The sequence below is a fragment of the Morganella sp. EGD-HP17 genome (assembly GCF_000512315.2).
Classification (GTDB): Bacteria; Pseudomonadota; Gammaproteobacteria; order Enterobacterales; family Enterobacteriaceae; genus Morganella; species Morganella morganii.
On sequence record NZ_AZRH01000006.1, the window covers coordinates 20,042 to 45,311 of the forward strand.

The 25,270-nt window shown below is 52.2% G+C and carries 24 protein-coding genes; 10 read left to right on the forward strand and 14 right to left on the reverse strand.

Annotated elements, in window-relative coordinates; translation table 11 throughout:
* Positions 1–93: 93 nt before the first annotated feature.
* Together X965_RS08020 and X965_RS08025 are read left to right on the forward strand one after the other, a co-directional pair.
* Positions 94–651 carry a metal-dependent hydrolase gene (locus X965_RS08020; RefSeq protein ID WP_036417715.1) on the forward strand — a complete coding sequence of 186 codons (558 nt, stop codon included), beginning with the start codon at positions 94–96 and terminating at the stop codon, positions 649–651.
* 234 nt (positions 652–885) lie between these two features.
* Positions 886–2,280 (forward strand): L-cystine transporter, encoded by a 1,395-nt coding sequence (locus X965_RS08025; RefSeq protein ID WP_004235333.1) that lies wholly within the window; start codon positions 886–888, stop codon positions 2,278–2,280.
* Positions 2,281–2,524: 244 nt separating this feature from the next.
* On the opposite strand, the gene htpX is transcribed toward X965_RS08025, so the two are convergent.
* The 3 genes from htpX to maeB form a co-directional block, all read right to left on the reverse strand.
* Positions 2,525–3,406, reverse strand: coding sequence for a protease HtpX (gene htpX / locus X965_RS08030; RefSeq protein WP_004235332.1), 882 nt, complete (start codon positions 3,404–3,406; stop codon positions 2,525–2,527).
* A gap of 342 nt (positions 3,407–3,748) precedes the next feature.
* On the reverse strand, positions 3,749–4,138 hold the full coding sequence (locus tag X965_RS08035) for a VOC family protein (protein WP_004239969.1): 390 nt from the start codon (positions 4,136–4,138) through the stop codon (positions 3,749–3,751).
* A 60-nt stretch (positions 4,139–4,198) separates the two neighbouring features.
* Positions 4,199–6,478 carry an NADP-dependent oxaloacetate-decarboxylating malate dehydrogenase gene (gene maeB / locus X965_RS08040; RefSeq protein WP_004235329.1) on the reverse strand — a complete coding sequence of 760 codons (2,280 nt, stop codon included), beginning with the start codon at positions 6,476–6,478 and terminating at the stop codon, positions 4,199–4,201.
* 453 nt (positions 6,479–6,931) lie between these two features.
* Here maeB and X965_RS08045 point away from each other — a divergent pair, with 453 nt between their 5' ends.
* Positions 6,932–7,561, forward strand: coding sequence for a LuxR C-terminal-related transcriptional regulator (locus X965_RS08045; RefSeq protein ID WP_036417716.1), 630 nt, complete (start codon positions 6,932–6,934; stop codon positions 7,559–7,561).
* Between the two features lie 29 nt (positions 7,562–7,590).
* Here the strand turns inward: X965_RS08045 and X965_RS08050 are convergent, their stop codons facing one another.
* Positions 7,591–8,148, reverse strand: a complete 558-nt coding sequence (locus X965_RS08050) for a hypothetical protein (protein WP_024473281.1) — start codon at positions 8,146–8,148, stop codon at positions 7,591–7,593.
* Between the two features lie 162 nt (positions 8,149–8,310).
* Between X965_RS08050 and X965_RS08055 the strand changes: the two genes are divergently transcribed.
* From X965_RS08055 to X965_RS08065, 3 genes are read left to right on the forward strand one after another with little or no spacing between them, the layout of a single operon-like run.
* A complete protein-coding gene (locus X965_RS08055; protein ID WP_004235323.1) occupies positions 8,311–8,688 on the forward strand; it encodes an ArsC family reductase in 378 nt (125 codons plus the stop codon).
* 15 nt (positions 8,689–8,703) lie between these two features.
* Positions 8,704–9,834: a succinyl-diaminopimelate desuccinylase gene (gene dapE, locus X965_RS08060; protein WP_036417718.1), complete on the forward strand. Its 1,131-nt coding sequence runs from the start codon at positions 8,704–8,706 to the stop codon at positions 9,832–9,834.
* On the forward strand, positions 9,831–10,508 hold the full coding sequence (locus tag X965_RS08065; protein WP_004239964.1) for a M15 family metallopeptidase: 678 nt from the start codon (positions 9,831–9,833) through the stop codon (positions 10,506–10,508). Before dapE ends, X965_RS08065 begins: the two co-directional genes overlap by 4 nt.
* Here the strand turns inward: X965_RS08065 and X965_RS08070 are convergent.
* Both X965_RS08070 and mdlC read right to left on the reverse strand, forming a co-directional pair.
* On the reverse strand, positions 10,505–10,921 hold the full coding sequence (locus tag X965_RS08070; protein ID WP_015422762.1) for a DUF454 family protein: 417 nt from the start codon (positions 10,919–10,921) through the stop codon (positions 10,505–10,507). The genes X965_RS08065 and X965_RS08070 overlap by 4 nt on opposite strands.
* 181 nt (positions 10,922–11,102) lie before the next feature.
* Positions 11,103–12,731: a benzoylformate decarboxylase gene (mdlC, locus tag X965_RS08075; RefSeq protein WP_036415019.1), complete on the reverse strand. Its 1,629-nt coding sequence runs from the start codon at positions 12,729–12,731 to the stop codon at positions 11,103–11,105.
* Between the two features lie 526 nt (positions 12,732–13,257).
* Between mdlC and X965_RS19890 the strand changes: the two genes are divergently transcribed.
* Positions 13,258–13,380 carry a hypothetical protein gene (locus X965_RS19890; RefSeq protein WP_004239958.1) on the forward strand — a complete coding sequence of 41 codons (123 nt, stop codon included), beginning with the start codon at positions 13,258–13,260 and terminating at the stop codon, positions 13,378–13,380.
* Between the two features lie 882 nt (positions 13,381–14,262).
* Positions 14,263–14,460, forward strand: a complete 198-nt coding sequence (locus X965_RS08080; protein ID WP_004235313.1) for a YpfN family protein — start codon at positions 14,263–14,265, stop codon at positions 14,458–14,460.
* On the opposite strand, the gene X965_RS08085 is transcribed toward X965_RS08080, so the two are convergent.
* The 5 genes from X965_RS08085 to X965_RS08105 all read right to left on the reverse strand — a co-directional run bounded on the left by X965_RS08085 (position 14,447) and on the right by X965_RS08105 (position 19,690).
* Complete coding sequence (locus X965_RS08085) at positions 14,447–16,453, reverse strand: tRNA(Met) cytidine acetyltransferase TmcA (protein ID WP_036417719.1); 2,007 nt, start codon at positions 16,451–16,453, stop codon at positions 14,447–14,449. The two genes, X965_RS08080 and X965_RS08085, sit on opposite strands and share 14 nt — an antisense overlap.
* Before the next feature lie 8 nt (positions 16,454–16,461).
* Positions 16,462–16,914, reverse strand: coding sequence for a DUF441 domain-containing protein (locus X965_RS08090; protein ID WP_004235310.1), 453 nt, complete (start codon positions 16,912–16,914; stop codon positions 16,462–16,464).
* A gap of 103 nt (positions 16,915–17,017) precedes the next feature.
* The gene (locus X965_RS08095) at positions 17,018–17,905 is read right to left on the reverse strand and encodes a neutral zinc metallopeptidase (RefSeq protein WP_004235308.1); all 888 of its coding nucleotides are present in this window, start codon (positions 17,903–17,905) and stop codon (positions 17,018–17,020) included.
* A gap of 161 nt (positions 17,906–18,066) precedes the next feature.
* Positions 18,067–18,780 carry a phosphoribosylaminoimidazolesuccinocarboxamide synthase gene (purC, locus tag X965_RS08100; RefSeq protein ID WP_004235306.1) on the reverse strand — a complete coding sequence of 238 codons (714 nt, stop codon included), beginning with the start codon at positions 18,778–18,780 and terminating at the stop codon, positions 18,067–18,069.
* Between the two features lie 139 nt (positions 18,781–18,919).
* The gene (locus X965_RS08105) at positions 18,920–19,690 is read right to left on the reverse strand and encodes a DeoR/GlpR family DNA-binding transcription regulator (protein WP_015422764.1); all 771 of its coding nucleotides are present in this window, start codon (positions 19,688–19,690) and stop codon (positions 18,920–18,922) included.
* 86 nt (positions 19,691–19,776) lie between these two features.
* Between X965_RS08105 and X965_RS08110 the strand changes: the two genes are divergently transcribed.
* Positions 19,777–20,574 carry an inositol monophosphatase family protein gene (locus X965_RS08110; protein WP_036417721.1) on the forward strand — a complete coding sequence of 266 codons (798 nt, stop codon included), beginning with the start codon at positions 19,777–19,779 and terminating at the stop codon, positions 20,572–20,574.
* Positions 20,575–20,625: 51 nt separating this feature from the next.
* The gene (locus X965_RS08115; RefSeq protein ID WP_004235295.1) at positions 20,626–21,780 is read left to right on the forward strand and encodes an MFS transporter; all 1,155 of its coding nucleotides are present in this window, start codon (positions 20,626–20,628) and stop codon (positions 21,778–21,780) included.
* 21 nt (positions 21,781–21,801) lie between these two features.
* Here the strand turns inward: X965_RS08115 and X965_RS08120 are convergent, their stop codons facing one another.
* The 3 genes from X965_RS08120 to dapA all read right to left on the reverse strand — a co-directional run bounded on the left by X965_RS08120 (position 21,802) and on the right by dapA (position 25,074).
* Entirely contained in the window at positions 21,802–22,830 is a 1,029-nt protein-coding gene (locus X965_RS08120) for a glycosyltransferase (RefSeq protein ID WP_036417723.1), read from the reverse strand.
* Positions 22,831–23,107: 277 nt separating this feature from the next.
* Positions 23,108–24,157: an outer membrane protein assembly factor BamC gene (bamC, locus tag X965_RS08125; RefSeq protein ID WP_004235286.1), complete on the reverse strand. Its 1,050-nt coding sequence runs from the start codon at positions 24,155–24,157 to the stop codon at positions 23,108–23,110.
* A gap of 17 nt (positions 24,158–24,174) precedes the next feature.
* Positions 24,175–25,074, reverse strand: a complete 900-nt coding sequence (gene dapA / locus X965_RS08130; protein WP_004235284.1) for a 4-hydroxy-tetrahydrodipicolinate synthase — start codon at positions 25,072–25,074, stop codon at positions 24,175–24,177.
* Positions 25,075–25,270: the final 196 nt, after the last annotated feature.

Consider the following 25,270-nt stretch of genomic DNA (forward strand, 5'->3'; position numbering starts at 1 on the left):
AGCCTTTTTCTTTCTTACCCTCTGGCCGGGCGTCATAAAAGACTTTATACTGTAACACTGTATAAATAAACACCTGAGTATTTACCCGGTATCATGACAGCTGAGGGTCACCTGCTTTTCTCTGTCGCTTCTGTAGTGATGGTTCATCAGCTTCAGATTTCGCCTGATATCAGTCAGGGGGACTGGCTGCACCTGATCCCCGGCGCCCTCGCCGGTGCTCTGCTGCCGGATATCGATCATCCTAAATCCATGCTGGGTCAGTGGGTTCGCTTTATTTCAGTGCCAATCTCCCGCCTGTGCGGCCACCGGGGTTTCACCCACAGTCTGCTGGCAATTCTGACCGGCGTTATTCTGTTCCGCACACAACTGCCGGTCAGCTGGTCTGTTCCGGCGGATTTTTATCAGGCCGTGATTGTCGGGTATCTCAGCCACCTGGCCGGAGATATGCTGACAACCGCCGGGATCCCGCTGTTATGGCCGGTACGCTGGCGTTTCTGCATCCCGCTGCTGGGCAGCAAAGCCAATAAACGGGCGGAACGCAGTGTGGCGCTGGTTGTACTGGTGGCCTCGTTCTATCTGCCTGCTCACTGGGAGGTCTGGTGGGATCATGTCTGGGAACTGATACTGGCTCAGATATCGGCCAGGCTATAAATAATCCGTTTTATATAACCATCAGCTATAGAAAAACATCTGTTTAATGACGATTCAGGCTAAATCAACCACTGTGATCTACAATATAGCTATAAATAATGCAGATTAATTATAAGTACTGCAGAAAACTCCTGTTAATCTATAACGCATCCTTTACAGTTTTAGCATCTGCATAACTGTATGCGATTTAGTCAACACACTATAACAACATACCAACAGGTATCGGAGACCGGGATGAACTTTCCATTAATCAGCAATCTCGCCATATTCGTTATTCTGCTGCTGGTGCTGATGAAGCTCAGCAGTAATAAGGACTGGAGTCTGTCCAAAAAGGTACTCACCGGTCTGGTGATCGGTGTTCTGTTCGGCCTCGGGCTGAATGCATTCTACGGCACGGAGCATGACGCAGTAAAACAGGCGCTGCCGTGGTTTGATATCGTCGGTAACGGCTATGTGAAGCTGTTACAGATGGTGATTATGCCGCTGGTCTTCGCGTCTATTCTCAGCGCGGTTGCCCGTCTGCATCAGGCATCATCGCTGGGTAAAATCAGCGTGCTGACGATCGGCACCCTGCTGATCACCACAGCAATTGCCGCCTTAATCGGTATTCTGATCACCCTCGCTTTCGGCTTAACCGCAGATGGTCTGATTCAGGGTGTGAAAGAAACCGCACGCCTGACCCAGCTGGAATCCCAGTATGCAGGCAAAGTGTCTGACCTGACCGTGCCGCAGCTGATCCTGTCCTTTATTCCGAAAAACCCGTTTGCTGACCTGACCGGTGCTAACCCGACCTCCATCATCAGCGTGGTGATTTTTGCCGCCTTTATGGGTGTGGCTGCACTTCAGCTGATTAAAGACAACGAAGAGCGCGGTGCCAAAGTGCTCAGCGCGATTGATATCCTGCAGGCGTGGGTGATGAAACTGGTGCGTCTGGTGATGCGCTTTACCCCGTACGGCGTATTTGCTCTGATGACCAAAGTGGTTGCCGGTTCAAACATTCAGGACATCATTAAATTAGGGACTTTCGTCGTTGCTTCTTATATTGCGATCCTGCTGATGTTCGTCGTTCACGGCCTGATTGTCGGCGCTGCCGGTATCAATCCGCTGCGTTTCTTCCGTAAAATCGCGCCGGTACTGACTTTCGCCTTTACCAGCCGTTCAAGTGCGGCCAGTATTCCGCTGAGTGTGGAAGCACAAACCCGCCGTATCGGTATTCCTGATTCTATTGCCGGGTTCGCAGCTTCCTTCGGTACCACCATCGGTCAGAACGGCTGTGCGGGGATTTACCCGGCCATGCTGGCGGTGATGGTTGCCCCGACCATGGGTATCAACCCGTTTGACCCGCTGTGGATTGCCACACTCGTCGGTATCGTCACCGTCAGTTCAGCCGGTGTTGCCGGTGTCGGCGGCGGTGCCACCTTCGCGGCACTGATTGTTCTGCCTGCAATGGGTCTGCCGGTCACTCTGGTCGCGCTGCTGATCTCTGTCGAGCCGCTGATTGATATGGGCCGTACCGCCCTGAACGTCAGTGGTTCCATGACTGCCGGGACAGTCACCAGTCAGATCCTGGGCCAGACAGACAAAACCCTGTTTAATAACGATAACGACGAAGATTTACAGCAGGGATAATATCCCGCCGCTGATTATCGTCAGATAACAGAAAGCCCGTATTCAGGATATGAATACGGGCTTTTTATTGATATCACCATGGTTCCTGCAGACTTCCCCCACGTCACACCGCCGGGTTAATCATCGGATCCGCCTGTCACGTTATGTTTTCGGATGCCACCTTCGGCATTATTACTGCTCCGCAGACAGGCATAAAAAAGGCCGTAACGCTGGGCGTAACGGCCTTTTTATCAGTATGTAGTGATTAATTCAGAAACTCACCGCTGCGCAGTGCTTCAATACGCTTATCCAGCGGCGGGTGTGATAAAAACAGTTCGCTGAATGATTTATTGCGGCCGTTGATGCAAAACGCCATCATGCTGCCCTCTTCCTGCGGTTCGTAACTGGTTTTCAGGCGTTGCAGTGCGGCGATCATCTTCTCGCGGCCCACCAGTTTTGCAGAGCCCGCATCCGCATAGAATTCACGGCGGCGTGAGAACCACATGGTGATAATGCTGGCCAGAATACCGAACACAATTTCCAGTACCATCGATACCGCGAAATAAATCATCGGGTTGCCCTGGCTGCCTGAGTTTTCGTCATTGTTGTTTGACATAAAACCTGCCGCCAGTTGTGCCAGAATACGGGAAATAAAGATAACAAAGGTGTTTACCACGCCCTGTAACAGCGTCATGGTCACCATGTCACCATTCGCGATATGGCTGATTTCATGGGCGATAACCGCCTCCGCCTCATCGCGGCTCATGTTTTCCAGTAACCCGGAGCTGACCGCCACCAGTGACGCATCACGGCGTGCGCCGGTTGCAAAGGCGTTAATATCCGGCGCGTGGTAGATCGCCACTTCCGGCATGCCGATACCGGCCTGCTGTGCCTGACGGCGTACCGTCTCCACCAGCCAGCGCTCCGTTTGAGTGGACGGATTGGTGATCACCTGCCCGCCGACAGAGCGCAGTGCCATCCATTTTGACATCAGCAGAGACACAAATGCGCCGCCGAAGCCAAATAACCCTGCCATAATCATCAGTCCGGTCACACTTTGACTCTGAACGCCGGTCAGCGACAGAATAATGCCGAAGACAACCATTACGGCCAGGTTTGTGAGTAAAAATAATGCAATTCGCATCATATCAGTATGATCCTTTAAATAGTGTGCCCATCATATGCCTCAGAAAATAGGGGCATTTTGCCATATTTCAAGGCTTTTTAACCGAATAACTTTAATTATTAAACAACTTTACACTTAATTTTAATAAAGTGACCTTTTGCTGTTTTGTGCGGTTTGGTTTGCTGTGCAGATAATCAGCGTTTTTTATTAAAAAAACACTTTACTTTTTAAATGGGAAAAATTATCATTCTCGTTGTCGGTACCTGAGTAAATTACTAAGGTATTGGCAAACGACATTGCTCACATTGCTTCCAGTATTTCGAAGTTTCTCAGCCAGCCATCGCGCTGGCTTTTTTTTATCCGTCAGCGGGCATAAAACTCCACCGGCAGATTATCCGGGTCAAAACAGAAGAAAAATGACTTGCCGGTAAATCCATCCGTGCGAATGCTGTCACAACGGACACCGCATTGTTTCAGGTGTGTTTCCCATGCGGTCAGATCCTGCACTGCAAATGCCAGATGGCGCAGGCCACAGGCTTCCGGCTGTGATACCCGTACCGGGCTTGCCGGAAAGGTAAAAAGCTCCAGCAGGTATTCTCCGTTCAGTGCCAGATCCACCTTGTAAGAATCCCGTTCCGCACGATAGTGCTCACTGAGCACCGTTAATCCCAGTACATCGCAATAAAACGCCAGACTGGCCGTGAGGTCAGAAGCAATCACGGCAATATGATCCACTTTTTCAATCTTCAGCATATCTTTCCTGTACAACGCCCCGTTGCCGGGGCGTATATCACCTTTATTTACTGCTTTCTTTTACAGAGGCTGAGTCTGCGCTTCCACCGCTGCCAGTGCCACCATGTTGACGATACGCCTCACAGAGGAGATAGACGTCAGAATATGCACCGGCTTGTTAATCCCCATCAGCACAGGACCGACCGTCACCCCTTCCGAGGTAGTCACACGCAGCAGGTTATAACTGATACGGGCTGCTTCCCCGTTCGGCATAATCAGCAGGTTTGCCGCACCTTTCAGTGGGCTGTCCGGCATCAGATCACGGCGGATAGCTTCCACCAGCGCCGCATCACCGTGCATTTCCCCGTCAATTTCCAGTGACGGTTCCCGTTCACGGATCAGCGCCAGGGTATCACGCATTTTCTCTGCGGACGGCGACGGACAGGAGCCGAAGCTGGAGCGGGATAACAGCGCCACTTTCGGCTCGATACCGAACCGGCGCACCGCGGCGGCGGCCATCAGGGTGATCTCCGCCAGTTGTTCGGCTGTCGGCTCATCATGCACATAGGTATCGGCGATAAAAGTGTTACCGGTCGGCAGACTGAGCGCATTCATTGCCCCCGCCGTGTGCACGCCTTCGTGGAAACCAAACACATTTTCCACAATCCGGTAGTGATCGTGATAATCGCCGACCACCCCGCAGATCATACCGTCCGCCTCACCACGGTGCACCATGATGGCACCGATACTGGTCGGGTTAGTGATAATGGCACGGCGGGCCTGTTCCTGAGTCACGCCCTTGCGCTTCATCAGCTGATAATATTCCTGCCAGTATTCAGCAAAACGCGGGTCACTTTCATTGTTAACGATTTCAAAATCCTGATCCGGCACAATCTGCAGTCCCAGCTTTTTGATTCGCATTTCAATCACATCCGGGCGGCCAATCAGGATCGGATACGCCAGCCCCATGCTGACCAGTTCCTGTGTCGCATGCAGCATGCGCGGCTCTTCCCCTTCGGCCAGCACGATACGTTTGCGATCTTTACGTGCCATGGAGAAAATCGGCTTCATAAACAGGGTGGTTTTGTAGACAAACTCATTGAGGTGTTCCAGATAGACACTGAAGTCCTCAATCGGGCGCGTCGCCACACCGGTTTCCATCGCCGCTTTTGCCACAGCCGGGGCGATTTTCAGGATAAGACGCGGATCAAACGGTTTCGGGATAATATATTCACGGCCGAAAGATAATTCCTGACCACCGTAAGCGGAGGCAACCTGCTCGCTCTGCTCCGCCAGCGCCAGATCGGCAATCGCTTTCACACAGGCCAGTTTCATCTCTTCATTAATCGCTGTTGCGCCGACATCCAGCGCACCACGGAAAATAAACGGGAAGCAAAGCACGTTATTGACCTGGTTCGGATAATCCGAGCGCCCGGTACAGATGATGGCATCCGGACGGACGGCCAGTGCCAGCGGCGGCAGGATTTCCGGCTCAGGGTTGGCCAGTGCCAGAATCAGCGGGTCACGCGCCATACCTTTGACCATCTCCGGTGTCAGCACGCCCGGGCCGGAACAGCCGAGGAAAATATCCGCGCCCGGCATCGCATCCGCCAGTGTCCGCATACCGTTATCATCAATAGCATACGCCGCTTTGGTTTCCGCCATATTGGCTTCACGGCCTTTGTAGATAACCCCTTTCGAGTCACAGACAATAATATTGTCGCGTTTCAGGCCCAGCAACACCATCAGGTTCATACAGGCAACAGAGGCAGCTCCCGCACCGGAGACCACCAGACGGACATCACCGATCGCTTTATTGACGATACGCAGTCCGTTGAGTACAGCTGCAGTACTGATAATCGCGGTACCGTGCTGGTCATCATGGAAGACCGGGATTTTCATGCGTTCGCGCAGTTTCTTTTCAATATAGAAACATTCCGGTGCTTTGATATCTTCCAGGTTGATGCCGCCGAATGTCGGCTCCAGAGAGGCAATAATATCCACCAGTTTGTCCGGGTCGGTCTCATTGACTTCAATATCAAAGACATCCACACCGGAGAATTTTTTAAATAAAACCCCTTTTCCTTCCATCACCGGCTTACCGGCCAGCGCCCCGATATTACCGAGGCCGAGCACCGCCGTACCGTTGGAAATTACCGCGACCAGGTTGCCTTTGGCGGTATATTTATAAGCTGCCAGCGGATCATCCGCGATTTCGAGACAGGGAGCCGCAACTCCGGGTGAATAAGCCAGAGCCAGATCACGCTGGGTGGTCAGCGGTTTGGTCGGGGTAACGGTAATTTTACCGGGAGAGGGAAACTGATGAAACTCAAGGGCACTTTGTTTTAATTGTTCGTCCATTTCAGGATCCTTTACAGGCGTTAATAACAGGGTCAGGGCGGACCGGCAGCGTAAGCTCTGCCGCCGGCCACGTTATTCAGCGCTACATAATCAGTATACTGATAAATAGCGGAATAGTGAAAAAAGTGTAATATTCATGTAGTTAATGTGCTGAACCTGTTGAAAAAAACAACATATCTCTTATTGGTTATCTGATAATAGCGGCCTTCTCCGGCTATACCGCCAATTATATCTTCCTGTCTTAAACCATGAACTTCATCCCTATAATATGCTTCATGTTATTAGGGACATTATTATTTTTAAATACTTTGTTATTTGCACATATAACACTTTTGCGTAAAAATTAATTGTCCTGGCGATTATGGTATATTTTGTATTTCAATAATTAATATATCAATTAAATCGTTTTAATTAATATCATCTCATACCGTACACCCGGCAAGGGAGAACTCTATGCCTCATCACACTATTATGGTTATTGATGACCATCCGTTGTTACGCTATGGTTTTAAAATGCTTTTACAACCGGATTATACGTTAACCATCATGCCGGAATTTACTGACAACAATGGTCTGTTCAGCCATATCCATCAGCATACCCCCAGAATGATTATATTGGATATCAATGTCCGTGCTTTTTCCGGTATTGATTTCATTAAAAAATTACGTCACAAAAAAATATCCAGTTATATCCTGGTGTTTTCACAGTCACGGGAACGGAATGATATATACGCTGCTATTGATGCCGGAGCTGATGGTTATTTATTAAAGAATTGCGATGTTGATTATTTATTAAGTCAGATTAAAAATGCCTTTAAAGGAAAAAAGATCTTCAGTGAGGCGATTTATAAAATTTTGCAGGAACGTGAACACTATCACGATCCGGTCAGTTACCTGACACAACGGGAAGCCGATGTTCTCAAAGAACTGGCCTGCGGGATGAAAAATAAGGAAATTGCACGGGCGCTGTTTATTTCGGAAGAAACGGTGAAAGTTCATATCCGCAATATACTGAAAAAGCTGAATGTCTCCACACGGCTCGCCGCCAGCCTGCTCTATCTGAAATACCGGCTGCCCCGCTGAGAGGGATCCCCGGGATGGCTGTCCGGGGGTTACTCGCTTTCTTCGTCGATACTCGCCGGTGTCGGGTAATTGAGCAGTTCAAGTGTGCCGTCCGGATTTTCGCGGACATCCACCTGGATCACCTCTTTATTCATCCCCCGGAGGATCGTATCCACTTCACTGTAGGCGTAACGGATGTTTTTATCACGCGCCCAGTCCGGCATACCGGTCACACCATAGTAAAAGTACACGGTGCTGATGCCGTTGCCCTGGGGCTCTATCGCCTTGATTTTACTGATACGCAGTGCGCCGTAACAAAAATCCTCATGCGCCTGCCAGGCTTCTTTACCTTTGTCCGTCAGCTGATATTCCACACCGGACGATTCAATAGTCGCACTGATAAAACCGACGGAAGCCAGCGCATTCAGCCGTGAAATCATCCATGGCTCTGACTGACTTGAGCTGAACTGCGGCCATTTGTGCTCATCCAGGCACAGTTCGCTGTTTTCCGTAAATTTGAGCTGAAGTTCATTCAGATACACGTCCGTTTGTCCCGCGAGGGTAAAGCTGGCAAATAACAGCGTGCTTCCGGCTAAGTACTCTTTCATCGATCCTGTCTCAACATCTTCCGGATGTTTTTGTCATGGTTATGGCGTAATGCTACCCCACTTTTTTGCATTTATCGAATACTCTCTGCACGTAAGATTCTGGATAACTGCATCAAATTCCCGCATTATGCTATTTTTCGTGTTCACGACAAAGGATAAAAGATGAAAAATACAACCTCCGTCTGCCGGATTTTCGGGATTAAAAACTGCGACACGATGAAAAAAGCCCGGGCATGGCTGGATGCTCATCAGATAGCGTATGAGTTTCATGATTACCGGCAGGATGGCGCGGATACAGAACTGCTCAGTGAATTTGCCCGTCATATTGACTGGACACTGCTGCTCAACAAACGCGGCACCACCTGGCGTCAGTTAGATAAGACAGAACAGGATGCGGTGACAGATGCACAGTCCGCCATCCGTCTGATGTCAGAAAAACCGGCGCTGATCAAACGCCCGGTGCTGGTCTCTGCGGACGGCCGTTATCACCTTGGTTTTAAAGCTGATGATTATCAGCAGTTCTTCAGTCTTCCTGCCTGATACAGAGGAAACACCATGCATTGTCCTGTAACAGAACTGGCAAAACAGCTTATCAGCCGGGAATCGGTCAGCCCGGATGATAAAGGCTGCCAGGCACTGATGGCTGAACGCCTGATTGCCGCCGGGTTTACCGTCGAACACATGCCTTTCGGCGACACACAGAATTTCTGGGCATACCGGGGCGGCAACGGCACAACGCTGGCCTTTGCCGGTCACACCGATGTGGTTCCCCCGGGTGACCTCAGCCACTGGCGCACCCCGCCGTTTGAACCGGCACTGATTGACGGCATGCTGTACGGGCGCGGTGCTGCCGATATGAAAGGTTCGCTGGCAGCCATGATTGTTGCTGCCGAGCGTTTTACTGAACGTTATCCGGACTATCCGGGACGCCTTGCTTTTCTTATCACTTCAGATGAAGAAGCGTCAGCCGTCAACGGCACCGTGAAAGTGGTGGAAACGCTGATGGCGCGCCATGAAAAGGTGGAATATTGCCTGGTCGGTGAGCCGTCAAGCCAGTCCCAATTAGGGGATATGATTAAAAACGGCCGCCGGGGTTCCGTTACCGCAAACCTGACGATTCACGGCACCCAGGGCCATGTCGCCTATCCGCATCTGGCTGATAACCCGGTTCACCGCGCCGCGCCGTTTATACAGGAGCTGGTGGCTGAACACTGGGACAACGGCAATCAGTTTTTCCCGCCGACCAGCATGCAGATAGCCAATATCCGTGCCGGTACCGGCAGTAACAACATCATTCCCGGTGATCTGTTTATTCAGTTCAATTTCCGTTTCAGCACCGAATCCACCGCTGAATCACTGAAAGCGCGGATTGCCGCGCTGCTGGAAAAACATCAGCTGAAACACACCATTCACTGGTCATTGTCCGGACACCCGTTCCTGACCCCGGAAGGCCTGCTGACCGGTGCAGTCTGCCGTGCTATCGGTCAGTACTGTAATCTGACACCACAGCTCTCCACCAGCGGCGGAACCTCTGACGGACGCTTTATTGCGCGGATGGGCACACAGGTTGTGGAGCTGGGTCCGATCAACGCCACCATTCATAAAGTGAATGAATGCGTCAGCGCCGCTGATTTGCAGCAACTCAGCCGTATCTATCAACGGATTATGGAGCAGATACTGCTATGATGACCTTTGAAATGCTGACCGGGCAGACCCGTGATCATGTCATTAATTTTGCCGGTAATCATCACCTGCAATTTAATGCCACCAAAGCGTTTCTTGCCATGCAGAAAGCGGCGGCAACCGCCGGATTTAAACTGATGCCCGCCAGCTCCTTCCGCGATTTTTCCCGTCAGCAGATTATCTGGAATGAAAAATTTGCCGGGGTCCGCACTGTGAATGACGCAGAAAACCGCCCGCTGGATGTCTCAGGGCTGTCAGAGGCGGAGCGCTGTCAGGCGATTCTGCGCTGGTCTGCCATTCCGGGTGCCAGCCGTCATCACTGGGGAACAGAGGTCGATTATTACGATCCGTTCCGTCTGCCTGCTGATATTGCTCTTCAGCTTGAGCCCCGGGAATACGAGGAAGGCGGCTATTTTGCCGCCCTTTCCGCCTGGCTGGCGGATAATATGGCACAGTTTGATTTTTATCTGCCGTTCACACAGCGTCAGACCGGTGGTGTGGCTTATGAACCGTGGCATATCAGCTACTGGCCGCTCTCTTATGAAGCGGAGCAGCTTTACACCCCGGAAACGCTTGAAAGAGTACTGAAAACACAGGACATCGCCGGTAAAACATGGTTACTGGCTAATCTTGACGCAATTTATCAGCAATATGTCACATTACCGGAAAGCGATTAATCCGGTGATTTCTCCTCTGACGCCGGGGTATTCTCCGGCGTCATTTCATCTGTTTCCGGCAGGCGCAGCATAAAGATCAGCAGCCAGACCAGAATACACAGCAGTAACAGCCGGATATAAATCAGTTTCACCAGCCAGAGCGACACCGCAAACGTCAGCAGGATCACGATTACTGCACGCCGTTTTGCCTTGCGCGGCAGGCCTTTGTGTGTCTGCCAGTGGCGGATATACCCGCCGAACCAGGAACGGTACAGCAGCCAGTGATGGAACCGGGGAGATGAACGGGAGAAACACCACGCAGCCAGCAGCAGGAACGGCGTCGTCGGCAATACCGGCAGCACAACCCCGAGGGTTGCCAGTATGACGGCAATCCAGCCTGATAACAGCAGCAGTATGCGGGTGAACGGCTTCACGTCCTGAGTCTCCGGTAATGAGAATGCAACTCAATGTTATCGTTGTGTAACACCTTATTCAACCGGCTTGTGATCACAAATGATAATCCGCTGACAAAACGGCTCTCTGTTCCGCACAGAGAGCCGCTCAGGTTGCTGTCAGTATTATTACCGGCAGAAAATCAAATGATTGATACTGATATCACATCAGTGGCGGTACTGACGGCCGGATCGGCACAACGAGCACTGTCGGCCCCTTGCGCTGTAATGCCGCTTTGCAGGCCGCAATTACCTCAGCCTCTGTTTCTGCCCGGACCGCTGTACAGCCGTAACCGGTGGCAAGAGCCGCAATATCCAGCCCCGGAATATCCAGACCCGGCACCCCCGGCGTATCTTCCAGCACCGCGAAAGATTTCAGAATGCCGTACTGCCTGTTTTCCGGAATGACAAACAGGATCGGTAACTGATGCTGTGCGGCAGTCCATAATCCCTGCACAGAGTACTGCATGGAGCCGTCACCGATAATCGCCGCCACCGGCCGGTTACGCCCGCTGTCCCGTTCACCGAGGGCAATCCCGGCGCTGGCCGGTAATGTCCAGCCGAGTGAACCGCTGGCAAAGGTGTAAAATGAGTCCGGTTTATCCACCGGCCAGGCAGCATGCAGTTCGCCGAGGTTAGAGGGGGATTCCTCGGTCAGAATCGTTTCTTCCGGCATCGCACTTCTGACCGCGCGGAACAGCTGTGAAGCACTCAGTAGCCCGTCTGACGCAGCTTCCGGCGCGGCGGGATGCGGCGCCATACCGTGCGGTTGTTTACTGACGGCAGTTGCCAGTGCCGGTCGTGCACTCACCAGCTCAGTTAACTGCTCAACCGCCAGTACCGCATCACATAACAGGCTGTCTCCGACCGGCGCCCGACCGGCTTCCTGCGGATCATCCGTGATATGCAGCAACCGGAGTCCCGGCGGGATATAGTCACCGGCCACATACGGGTAATAGCGGAAGACCGGCGCACCGATGATCAGCGCCACATCATGCCCGGCGAGTTTGTCCGAGAGTGGTTTCATGGCAAACGGCAGGCCGCCTGCATACAGCGGATGAGATTCCGGGAACGGCGGGCGCTCGGAAGCTGGTGCCGAATACACCGGGATATTCAGTTTTTCCGCCAGCCGGATCCCTGCCTCCCAGCCCTCCCCCCGCGCAAGGGATGAGCCGTAAATCAGTACCGGATTTTTCGCCCCTGACACACTCTGCGCAAACTCCCGCATCCGCACCGGGTCGGCACTGATACGGTGAGACACGCTGCGGACAACCGCCGCATCCGCTTCAGCCGGTTTATCCCAGTCATCCAGCGGGATCGATAAAAATACCGGGCCTGCCGGCGGTTGCAGTGCCATCGCATACGCCCGCATAAAGGCCGCCGGAACATCTTCCGCCCTCACCGGCTGATAACTCCATTTCACCCACGGCTCCGGCAGTGTTTCCGGCTTAATATTGGTCAGCCACGGCTCTATCAGCAGCATGTCGCGGGTCTGGTTACCGGCGGTAATAATCAGCGGCGTGCGGTTCATATACGCGGTAAGAATATTACTCATCGCGTTACTCAGCCCGGCGGAGGTATGCACATTGACCAGTGCAACATTACGGGTGGATTGCGCATAACCATCCGCAGCGGCGACCGCAGACGATTCATGCAGTGTCTGGATATAACGGAAATCTGCCGGAAAGTTTTTCAGGAAAGTTTCTTCTGTCGAGCCGGGATTACCAAAAACAGTCGTGATATTCAGTTGCCGGAGTAATTCAAATGTCACCTGACGGATTGTTTTTCCCATCGTAATGCTCCTGTGAAATCATTATTCTGCTGATACCGGATATACCGGCGAATGGAAAAAGCATGCTGACCACTTTATCTGTCTGACGATAATTTTCACTTAAATAACAATGATAAACATCGTAAATATAAATTAACAGAACAGTGAAAAATTCCGATATTCCGGACTCTATTACAGCGGAAAATAAAGATCAAACTGCGGCTTTATGGCCCTGTTCCTGATTATCAGACCGGCAGAATTATTATTTCTGATATAAAGCAGAAAGATAGAGGTAAGACCAGATAACCCCATCATAAAAGGTCAGTGTAATACCCCTGGCGGGGCCGGTTGAGAGTAAACAACGCGATAACATGCTGGCAGTTTGTTAGTCCGTTACAGTTCCGTTTAACTCAGTGCTGTTATTGTCTGCCGCGTGGTACCAATTGGTTATTTTGCTTTTTTTCAGCTCTCCGCGGATGCAGAGAGCTTTTTTTTTATTTCCGGTATACTATCCGAACTATTCAGACTGTTTATGTGCAGAGGTCATATGCTGAAAATATTCTGCTTTATTGCCGTTATTCTTCTTTCAGGCTGTGCCGGGGTTGGTGTCGGTGCATCCGGAGGTTCTGAAGGCGCTTCTGTGGGAATCGGTACAGGTATCGGCTTTTAACCCGGATGTTAATAAATAAGAGCGGTAACAATAGTGCATTAGTCATACAGGATGAAAAAAGTCATATTTAAGATTCAATGTATTGATAAATAAACCCATTTAAAAACCACCTGAGCGGGTTGGTAATATATAATTACCTGAAATATAACCAGGTAAAGCGTATCACCGATGTGCTGAAAACATACCGGCAAAAACTGTATGATGGCATTCCTGAATATGCACAGAAAGCATTACCCCGGTCCGGGGTGCGGGCATTGTTCCGTAGTGAAATTATACGCCATTAATTTATGGAAAAGGCAGTTGGAACATAACTGCCTTAGTGTCCGTCAGACGGAAATAAACATAAATGTGACAGGAAGAAAAAAGATACCGCCGGGAATGGTTGCTGTAATCAAAGGTAATAAAGCAAAAGCTTCCATAAATTACTCCTCATTGTTATCGCTAAATATATTTTAATCAGCATCAATAAAATTTCAATGTACCTGTTATTTTTCAGGTATATCTGCAGGTAAACAACATGATAACCAAACCGTGTCGCGCTGCGTACGGTTCTGACGTGGCGTGCATCGCTGTGCTATTTTTATGCCTTGCCCGATATGCGGCAAGGGTGGCGATATCCGCCTGAATATCCTGGCATGTCCCCGGAAGATGTGATTAAGAAATGTTATTCCGTGTATGGCGGATGTGATAACCTTATAGCTTCATCTTTCAGGAAAGAATTAACGACCACAACCGTTTCCGGATAGTTCGTGAAAGCCGGGGAAGACACCTCAGTTAACCGGGGAGACAACCCGTTGGGTAATGGTTTTAAACTCATTTTGAATGATAGTGACTTATCCATTCTGATTTATTGATAAATAAAGACAAAAAAAGGTAACAACAATGCATTGGTTAGCAGACTACTGGTGGGTCATCCTGGTGCTGTTTGTCGGCGTGATCCTGAACGCCATTAAAGATCTCAAACGCGTGGATCACAAAAAATATCTGCAGAACCGCAGGGAACTGCCGCCTCACCGTGATAATAACGCACAGTGGGATGATGAGGATGACTGGCCGGATAATAAATCTAAAAAGTCCTGATCTCTTCTGCTGTCTGCTGCGCCCACTGCGGGCGCAGTATCTGCAGTATCACTGCTGTTTCCTGTCTCAGCACACTAAGTAATGCCTTTTTTCCGCTGATATGGCGAGCTTTCAGTATCTCTGGTTTACCGGACAGCAACTGTGACAATTCCGCTGTCTGTGCCGGGTATTCCCTTTGCAGGAGTACCAATGCAGGATCTGCCACCGCCTGTGGTTTAGCGGCATACGCAAACCCGGCCAGCATCCGCCATTCCCATTCATTGAGTGATTCCGCCTGCTCCGGCGGTACCGGTGAAAATCCCCATATCTGAGAAAAAACAGTGCAATCCCGGGCAAACTGCTGTTCTGCGTCATCCGCCAGTGCCTGTCCGGCCCGCGTCAGCGGCAGCAGCAGCATTGCGGTATAACATCCGCTGCCCGCTTCCGGGTGTGTCCCCATTCGGGCAAAACGAAAGCCGCAGGATGTCCAGAACGCAGCCAGTTCCGGGGTATAGCCGAAACTGACGGACAGATAATCCATACCGCTGTTTTTTGCCGCGTCAGCCGCCCGCTGTAATAACTGACGTCCCAGCGCATTGCGCCGGTAGCCTGCATGTACGGCAATACGGCTGATACGGCGTGAACGCAGTTGTGCCGCCTGCGGGAAATAACTGTGTGCCGCCAGCGATTGTGCCAGCAGATTTCCGCGCGGCCGCCGCGTGCCCGCCCAGACAGACAGTGTCAGTGCTGCCGGTAACCCACCCTCGTCGGTCAGCCAGAGCGCCGCAGTCACCTGCTGCCGGTGGCGGAACTGCGCGAAATGCTGTCCGGGCGCATCGGCCAGCCGCCGCAGATCCAGCGGGGATGTCCGGTAATGCGCTGCCGTCAGCAGGCCGTAAAACCCGGACAATAAATCCGGATCATCACATAACGCCTGCTGTGTTACGGACTGATATTCACACTCCCCCGCCGGTATGATTTTTTCCGCCGGCTCGGTGAGCAACAGTGCCTTATCGAGCCAGGTTTCCGCCGGGTCATGCTCCGCCCAGCGTACCGGCTGCGTCAGCGTCAGTGCGGTAAACTGCGGCAGTGAGTGACAAAATTTCAGTAAAAATCCCCGCCCTGTGCCTTCATAACCCTGAACAGTGGTCAGCAGCAGCACACGGGGAAATACCGCCGTAAAACGCGCGAGCAGCGGCAACGGGATCATCGCCGCTTCGTCGATCACCAGCCAGCCGTATGTGCTGACATCCGCCGTTTCCGCCAGTGTCAGTAAATTATCCGGGGCGATAAATTCCGTTTGTTGTGAATCATGAAGATAGCGCTGTATCACCGTGACCGTGGCTTTTGCCGGGGCACATAATAAATGACGGCCCGGCGATTCTGCCAGGAACAGACCGGCCACGGCGGATTTGCCCCGTCCTCTGGCCGCGGTCAGACAGAAAATGCCGCTTTCCGCACGGCGGAGCTGTGCCAGTATCTGCTGCTGCGCAGGGGTCGGTGTGCCATCCGGCGGCTGCCACGCGTTTTGCGGCGGCAGCAGAGTCATGTCAAATGGCCTGTTTTCATACCGGCAGAGATGAGCGGGATGAATAAGTGTACGGGCGAAGTGGCGCATAAAATGCGGCGCGGGGATCATCTGTCCGCCGTCATTCCAGCGCAGGCTGTCCTCATCCGGCCGGGTCTGCCATTGTGATTCCGGCGGCAGCAGCAGGATCAGCCAACTGCCCGCCTGTAATGTGCCGGCCAGCATAGCCAGTGCTTCACTGTGCAGCCCGCGCCGGGCATCAAACACGCCGTGACGGAACTCCTGTCCCAGCAACAAACGGGCTTTTTCCGCCGCGATACCGCCGGGCAGCTGAGCGGAAATGACCGGCCAGTCGCCGGGCGCCGCGTCTCTGATTTCCTGTAACCGGGATTCACACCAGTCATCACTGCCGCTCAGTACCCACAGACGGCGGATACCCTGTATACGGAGCTGTTCTGTGCAGGCGTGAAACAGTGCAGGTAACATGAGAACCGCTACATCTTACCGACAAGCAGCGACAGGATCCCCGCCGCAATCAGCGGCCCGACCGGCACCCCTCTGAACAGCGCGACACCGATAATGGTACCCACCAGCAAACCAGCAACCGTGGACGGCTGGTTACTCATCAGTGTAACGCCCCGGCTGCCCAGCCAGGACACCAGTATGCCGATCACTATCGCCAGCAGGGATTTCCAGTTCAGAAAGGAGCTTAAAACATCATTGGCACTGATTTTACCGCTGGCAATCGGTGCCATCACACCGACGGTCAGAATGAGGATCCCCAGCTTGAGGCCATATTTTTCCACAAACGGGAAATAGCCGTTGAGCGGCGTGATGCGCACAGCCAGCAGAAAAAGAATAGCCAGGGTTACCGTCATGTTATTACTGATAAGCCCGAGCCCGGCTAAGACCAGGAGGATAATCAGGGTCGGGTCAATATTACTCATATCAGATCCTGCGTGTCGGGGGGAATGAAAGCCGCCAATAGTATGCCGTTATACGATGATAATCAAACTCTGCCGGTTTTGCAGGAAAAACCGGCAGAAAGGCTTATTTCAGTGCGGAAAATGTGTCACATTGCGCAATATTACCGCTGTCAAAACCGCGTTTGAACCACTCATAACGCTGTGCGGATGTTCCGTGTGTGAAGCTGTCCGGAATAACCCGTCCCTGACTCTGTTTTTGCAGACGGTCATCGCCGATGGCCTGCGCCGCATTCAGAGCATTTTCCAGATCACCGTTTTCGAGGATCCCGGCTTTTTCCATCTCATGGCCCCAGATCCCGGCAAAACAGTCAGCCTGTAATTCCATTTTCACTGACAGGCGGTTTGCCTCTTTCTGACTGCTGCGCTGCTGGCGCTCGCGTACCTGACGATCGATACCGAGCAGATGCTGAACATGGTGCCCCACTTCATGAGCGACCACATAGCCCTGCGCGAAATCCCCGCCCGCCCCTAATTTAGTGCGCATGTCATCGTAGAAAGAGAGGTCGATATAGACTTTCTGATCTGCCGGACAATAAAACGGCCCCATCACAGCCTGCCCTGCACCGCAACCGGTCGGTGTTGCGCCCCGGTACAGCACCAGTTTCGGCTCGCGGTACTGCCGGTTCATCTGTGCGAATTTTTGTCCCCAGACCGCTTCGGTTTCCGCCAGCATCACGCCGGTAAATTCCGCCTGTTTCTGCTCCTGTGCACTGTTCTGTGCCGGACGCTGCTGTGAGGTGGTCTGCCCGATATTAACCGGATCACCGGTAACCAGGCCGGTCAGGTCAATGCCGTAAAAACCGGCCACGACCACGATAACGACCACAACCAGTCCGGCTTTGCCGCGCGGCAGCGGAATACGCGGCCCGCCTGCGGATCCGCCCGGAATTCTGCCCCCCGCACTGCGGCGGTCTTCAATATTGTCGCTCTGGCGACGCCCTTGCCAACGCATGATGATTCTCTGCTTATCGGATAATAGTCGGATAACTACATAGTACAGAGAAAATGAAGTGAGGAAAAATGCTTCTTTCTTTCAGGGGAGTGATAAATCAGCTTAATGCCGGTGATACGCGGGTTCTGTTATCACCGGCCATGAATTCAGGAGATGAATGATTAATCCAGTTTCACACCCAGACGGCGTGCCACTTCCTCATAGGCTTCAATCAGGCCGCCGAGGCTCTGACGGAAACGGTCTTTATCCATTTTATCCAGAGTTTCTTTATCCCACAGACGGCTGCCGTCCGGTGAAAATTCATCGCCGAGCACTACCTGACCTTTATACAGACCGAATTCCAGTTTGAAATCCACCAGGATCAGACCGGCGTCATCAAACAGACGGGATAATACGTCATTGGCGATGTAGCTCAGGCGCTTCATTTCCGCAAGATTTTCCCGGCTGACCCAGCCGAAGGTTTCGCAGTAGGATTCATTGATCATCGGGTCATGTTTGGCGTCATTTTTCAGGAACAGATCGAAGATTGGCGGATTCAGCACCATACCCTCTTCCACGCCCAGACGTTTCACCAGTGAACCGGCAGCGCGGTTGCGGATGACGCACTCGACCGGCACCATATCCAGTTTTTTCACCAGAATTTCGGTATCAGATAACAGGCGTTCCATCTGCGTCGGGATACCGGCAGCTTCCAGTTTACCCATGATAAAGTGGTTGAATTTATTATTGACCATGCCCTTGCGGTCAAACTGCTCGATGCGCTCACCATCCAGTGCTGATGTATCATTACGAAATTCCAGAATCAGCAGATCGGGATTATCCGTGGTGTAAACCGTTTTGGCTTTCCCACGATACAGTTCAGCATGTTTTTGCATCTTGCACTCTCCAGACAGGATTAATAATAGGCGTATCGCCTGACGGACAATATTCTCCCTCAGAACGAGGCAATAAGCAATCGTTTGCGTAAGAAAAGATACAGACCCGGAAAGAGAGTGTTGTCCGGCAGAAGTGTGTTTACACCATAATGAGGGATAAACCCCGGGCTGTCAGCAGGTCACGGGCAGATTGCGGAACCTTCAGAGTGAGCACCACATGATCCAGTTCCTCACATGCCGCCACGCGGTAAGGTGCAATACGGCTGAGTTTGTCACCGGTCACACCGGCCACGGTCAGACTGCTCTGTCTTATCAGTGCCCGTTTGAAAGCGGCTTCCTCAAATCCGGTGACCGTCAGACCACTGTCCGCATCCAGTGCGCATCCGCCGGGAAAACAGAGGTCAATATTCAGATAAGACAGCTGCTCCAGTGCCTGTGCCCCGATGCAGGTGCCGGAAGCGCGGTGCAGCTTTCCGCCCAGCACAATCAGCTCAAAATGCGGGTAGTCACTCAGTGCGGCTGCAATAAGCGGACTATGTGTTATCACGGTCAGGGAAAAATCTTTCGGCATGTGCTGTGCCAGCAACAGGTTCTGACTCCCCCCGTCCAGAAAGATCGTGCTGTGATTGCGGATCAATCCTGCACAACCGAGCGCAATTTTTTCTTTTTCTGCACTGTTCTGCCCGATCCGCTGCTGAAAATCCGCCACATCGCCCAGTACACTGACCGCACCGCCGTACACCCGTTTACAGAGCCCTTCATCCGCCAGAACCTGCAAATCACGGCGGATGGTGTGCTCTGATACACCAAGCTGATCAACCAGTGTGCTGCACTGTACCCGGCCGTCACTGTGTAATAACTGTCGGATCAGGGCTTGCCGTTGTTCCGGAAAAGCTGCATAATCGAGCATATATTTCTCCTGTAAATTGCATAAAGCATCATAAACGGGCATCCCCTGCGGGTCAATCAAAACCCTGTCACTGCTGAGGTCATTCTGTGAACACACATCATCCGGATATCGCATTTTTTCATCAGTTAGCCAACCGCGCAGCACAAGAGACGTTACCGCGTTTTTTACCCGGGCATACACTGTCCGTCGATACCAAAATCAAAGAAGGTGTCAGTTTTGATCCGGTAACGGATGCAGACCGGCAGGCTGAAATCGCACTGCGGGAAATGATCAGCGCAGCATATCCGCAGCACAGTATTTTAGGTGAGGAGTTCGGTCTGACCGGCGAAGGGGATTATCAGTGGATCCTTGATCCGGTGGACGGCACCCGCCCGTTTATGCTCGGGTTGCCGGTCTGGGGAACACTGGTCGGATTAACCTGTCGCGGAACACCTGTTATGGGAATGATGAGCCAGCCCTGCACCGGCGAGCGTTTCTGGGCAGACGGTGAACGCAGCTGGCACAGCAGCCCGCACGGGACATATGTGATGAAAACCCGCAAAAACATCACCCTGGCCAATGCCATTCTGCACACCAATTCACCGGAGCCGATGCCCCGTTTCCCGGAAATCCGGCTGACCGACCTGATGGAAAAGGTCTTAATGACCCGTTTCGGCGGCGAGTGCTATGCCATGGCGATGGTAGCGGCAGGTAAAATCGACCTGTGCTTTGATTACGCCCTTCAGCCATATGATATCGCTGCATTTATCCCGATCATTGAGCAGGCCGGTGGTTGCGTGACAACCCTTGACGGCGGACCGGCCATACAGGGCGGAGCTGTTCTCGCCAGTGGTTGTCCGCGTCTCCATCAGCAGGTGCTGACTATTCTGAACAAAAATATTTAATAATCGTATAATGATTATGATTATAAATTCGTATTACAAAGGTTGTTGTGAATGAGTGATGTAATTACAGTAACACCGCCCGCCGTACCGGCGGAACGGGAACAGATAGCCACCCGCGCGCTCTTTTTTGTCGCCGGTTTTGCCTCCGCGGCCTGGGCAGCACTGGTGCCGTTTGCCAAACTGAACACCGGCGTGAATGACGGGGTTCTCGGGTTATTACTGCTCTGTCTCGGCGGCGGTGCGCTGGTCGCCATGCCGCTGACCGGTGTACTGACCACCCGTTTCGGCTGCCGCCGGGTGATGACTGTTTCCGTTCTCCTGCTTAGTGCAGCCCTGCCACTGCTGGCGGTCATTAATCACACCGGGTTACTGGCTCTGACGCTGATTATTTTCGGTATGGGGATCGGCATTACCGACTGTGCCATGAATATTCAGGCCATTATTGTTGAGAAAGCGGCACCAAAACCAATGATGTCCGGCTTTCACGGGTTCTACAGTGTCGGCGGCATTGCCGGTGCGGGTGCCATGAGCGGCTTTATGCTGGCCGGGATGGACGCATTACAGGCGGCCGGTGCCGTAACGGTGATTTGCCTTCTGCTGCTGGCTCTCAGTTATAAAGGCATGCTGGATTACGCCTGGCCGTCAGAAGGCCCTGCATTTGCTGTGCCGCGCGGTGCGGTATTACTGATAGGGATTATCTGCTTCGCCACCTTTCTGGCCGAAGGCAGTGTGCTGGACTGGAGTGCGGTTTTCCTGACAGAGTATCGTCATGTGCCGGAAAGCATGGGCGGGTTGGGTTTTGCCTGCTTCGCGGTGCTGATGTCCCTCGGGCGGCTGACCGGCGACAAAATTGTTGCGGTACTCGGACGGCCGCAGGTGGTGCTGTGGGGCGCCCTGCTGGCTGCCGGTGGTCTTCTGCTGAGTGTGCTGAGTGACAACTGGCTTCTGGCGCTCACCGGTTACGGGCTGATCGGCCTGGGATGTGCCAACGTGGTACCGGTGATGTTTTCCGCTATCGGCCGCCAGACCAGTATGCCGCAGGCCGTTGCCGTCCCGGCGGTAACCACTCTGGGTTATCTCGGTATTCTGGCAGGACCGGCGTCTGTCGGGCTGATTGCTTACCGCTTCACCCTGCCCGCTGCACTGCTGGCCGTGGTCGCGCTGCTGTTGCTGGTCGCGCTGCTGTCGCGCAAAGTCCGGATGTAACCGATGTAAAAACACCGGCCGTCAGGCCGGTGTTGCTGTATTCTCCGCGGCGTCTTTCAGAATCGCTTTCAGACGCGGATAACGGCGTGCCAGCCGCCAGCGCAGCCGCAAATCTTTGGCGTTATCCCAGATGAGTGACCAGATCCCGCGATCAAACAGTTCACGCACAATCTCCTGTTTCACCTCCGGAGATTCTATCTCACTGATGGTATGCAGGATCCCCAGCCCTTCTTTGGAAATCTGCCAGTGACAGGCAGGGATCTGCTTCGCGACATCCGCATGGCGCTGATTGATATCATTCAGCATTTCCAGAATTTTCATGTAATTATGGACTGTACGTACGCGGATTTTGTCATCAGGCGGCGTATGCGATACCGATTCGGAATGGATCAGATAATCGTAATAACGTTCATCAATATATTCCACCCGCGCTGCGGTCATCAGCAGTTCGGTTGTCCACGGAATATCCTGGTGGTGCAGCCCCGGCTCAAAATAATAGCCCTGCTCACGCAGAAAATCAGTGCGGTACAGGTTCAGCCAGGTCACATGCAGGAACTTACGGGAGTTGAGTGCCCGTTTCAGCCAGTCCGGCCCGGAAAGAACGCCGGTGGAACGCAGACGATCAGGCGGGAAAATCGGCCGTGGTTCACGCCCGTCTTCATAAACATAGGTACCATTGCAGGTTGCCACATCCAGTTTTCCGGCAAGCGCAATTTCCAGCAGGCGGCCGTACATTTGCGGGTGAATCACATCATCAATGTCCGGAAACGTGATGTATTGCCCTTTTGCCACGGCAAAACCGGTATTCCGCGCCACAGAAACGCCCTGATTTGCCTGTTCCAGAATAGTGACAGACGGGAATTTGTCCTGCCATTCACGCAGCACAGCATCCGTATTATCTTTGGAACCGTCATTAACGAGGATCAGCTCCCAGGCAGGAAGTGTTTGTTTCAGCAGGCAGTCAAAAAACTGAGGAAGAAATTTTTCCCCGTTATAGACGGCAACAACAATGCTCAGTAAAGGTCGTGAAGAGTCCGAAGATAAATCCATGTCAGCCCTGTCAATTCCGGGTAGCCTGATATTCAGCAGACAATGCGGCTGAATATAGCGAAAAAATAATTATAAGTTTTTAAATATAACCGGAGAGCCTGGCATAAACGTGGCTAATAATGCGATATGTAAGACAGAGAAATAAAAATTTATCTTAAAAATGATTAGGTTGTGTATCAATTTATTACAAAATAATAACGATATAAAAAAATACCGGCCATTAACAATGACCGGTACCGATAATTATATTTACGCATTTATATGTTGCGTGAATATATTATTTTACAGATGATTTGCTGAATGCCGCTTCCAGCGCTTTCACCATTTCATCATTTTCTTTCTGTGTCAGCGGTTTCCCTTTGGCACTGATAAACTGGAGGCTGCTGCGGTTATCCAGGTCACCGACCTGTAAGGTGTAATCACCTTCGGCCACTGACGGATCATCCATACCCAGGCTGCTCCACTCTGCAGAACTCAGCCCTTTGTATGTCACTTCAATATTCCCGGTCGAACGGGTGCGGTCACCCACTTTCATGCCGACGCTTTCCAGCACAACCGGCAGACGGGACCAGACCACATCAAACGGCGCGCGGACAATAATCTGCGGCAGACCGGTTTTATCACTGCCGCTCTGAACGTCCGGAGCCGCATACTGTGACGCATTGGTTTCCTGACGTGCGGCATTACGCATACGGTCAAGGCCGTCCACCAGCTCGTTGAGTGTCAGGTTGTTATAACGGGTAATTTCTGTTTTATCTGTCACCGGGTTTTCACCCTGTTTCAGACCTTCACTGGTCACAACAACTGCCACCTGTGAACCGGCCGGTTCAATTTTGATGCGCTGGCGGGACTGTAACGGCAGGTCTTCATCCGCACGCTGCCAGACAATCCAGTCAGTGACAATCACGCCACCGGCTTCATCACGCTGGCTGACCGGCACTGAGCGATCGGCCAGAACGCGGTTGATCTGAGCCCACAGCGTTCTGTTTTCCGCTGAATTCTCCAGCAGAAGACGGCTTGCGTCTCCTGCTGTTTCAGTACGGGAACCTGCTAACAGGCTGACAGTCTGTACCGGCGGACGGATGTCCAGCGCCAGACCGGTCGCACCATCCTGCTTAACCTGAGGAATATCATACTGGCCGCTCTGTAACGGCAGGATCATCCCCTGAGGAACATTCAGCGCCTGTAACTGCGGCGCATCCAGGTACGAAGTATCGCCGCTGACCTGGCGCTTATAGTTCTGATCGCCGGAGCAGGCTGCCAGTAATAAAACCACGGAAAGACCAGCGAGCTTCGTAACCTTTGATTTTTGCAGTAGTGTTGCCATTCAGATTCCCTAAAATATTATCGTATGCCCGCCGTCTTCATGGCACGGCCGACCGTATTCTGCCCCGCTTCCGTGAGCGGTAACAGCGGCAGACGCAGTGTCTGCTCTGCGATCAGACCCAGCTGATGACAGGCCCATTTTACCGGTGACGGGCTTGGCTCACAGAATAATGTGTGATGCAGGTCCATCAGTTGATTATTAATCACACGCGCACGGTCAAAATCCCCGCGCAGGGCAAGATCAAACATCTGTGCCATCTCTGCCGCAGCCACGTTGGCTGTCACAGAAATCACACCTTTGCCGCCCAGGAGGGTGAAATCCAGTGCTGACGCGTCATCACCGCTGAGCAGAATGAAGTTTTCATCATTCACCAGGGTTTTGATTTCATTCACACGGCTTAAGTTCCCGGTCGCTTCTTTAATTGCCACAATATTGTCCAGTTTTGCCAGCCGGGCAACAGTTGCAGGTAACATATCACAGCCGGTGCGCGTTGGCACATTATACAGAATTTGCGGTAATGCGGTATTCTCTGAAATCACTTTAAAGTGCTGATACAGACCTTCCTGTGACGGACGGTTGTAATACGGGGTAACGGTCAGACATGCCGCCACGCCGCTGTTTTCAAATTGCTCAGTAAACCAGACCGCTTCGTTGGTCGCGTTAGCGCCGGTACCGGCAATAACAGGAATACGGCCTTCCGCGAACTCCAGTGTCGCCAGTACCACATCCACATGTTCCTGATGTGACAGTGTGGCGGACTCCCCGGTGGTTCCGACAGCCACAATGGCGGACGTACCTGCCGCGACATGGTAATCCACTAATTTCCGGAGCCCCGCCTTATCAACACGACCCTGTGTGTCCAGTGGTGTAACCATCGCAACAATACTGCCTTTTAAAACGTCATTTATGTGTGACATGTACGAAACCCTCATAATCGGATAAATATAGGACAACATTTTAATGGTACTTGTTCAGAGCGCAGAAAAAAACACCCTAACTGTACGTTTTTAATGAATTTTGTTAATACCTAGCGGCACACCTTAAAAAGAAGTAATAATGTCCGCTTTTTTCACCGGTAAAACGGCGGAACACATGATAACGTGTCTGTATCCG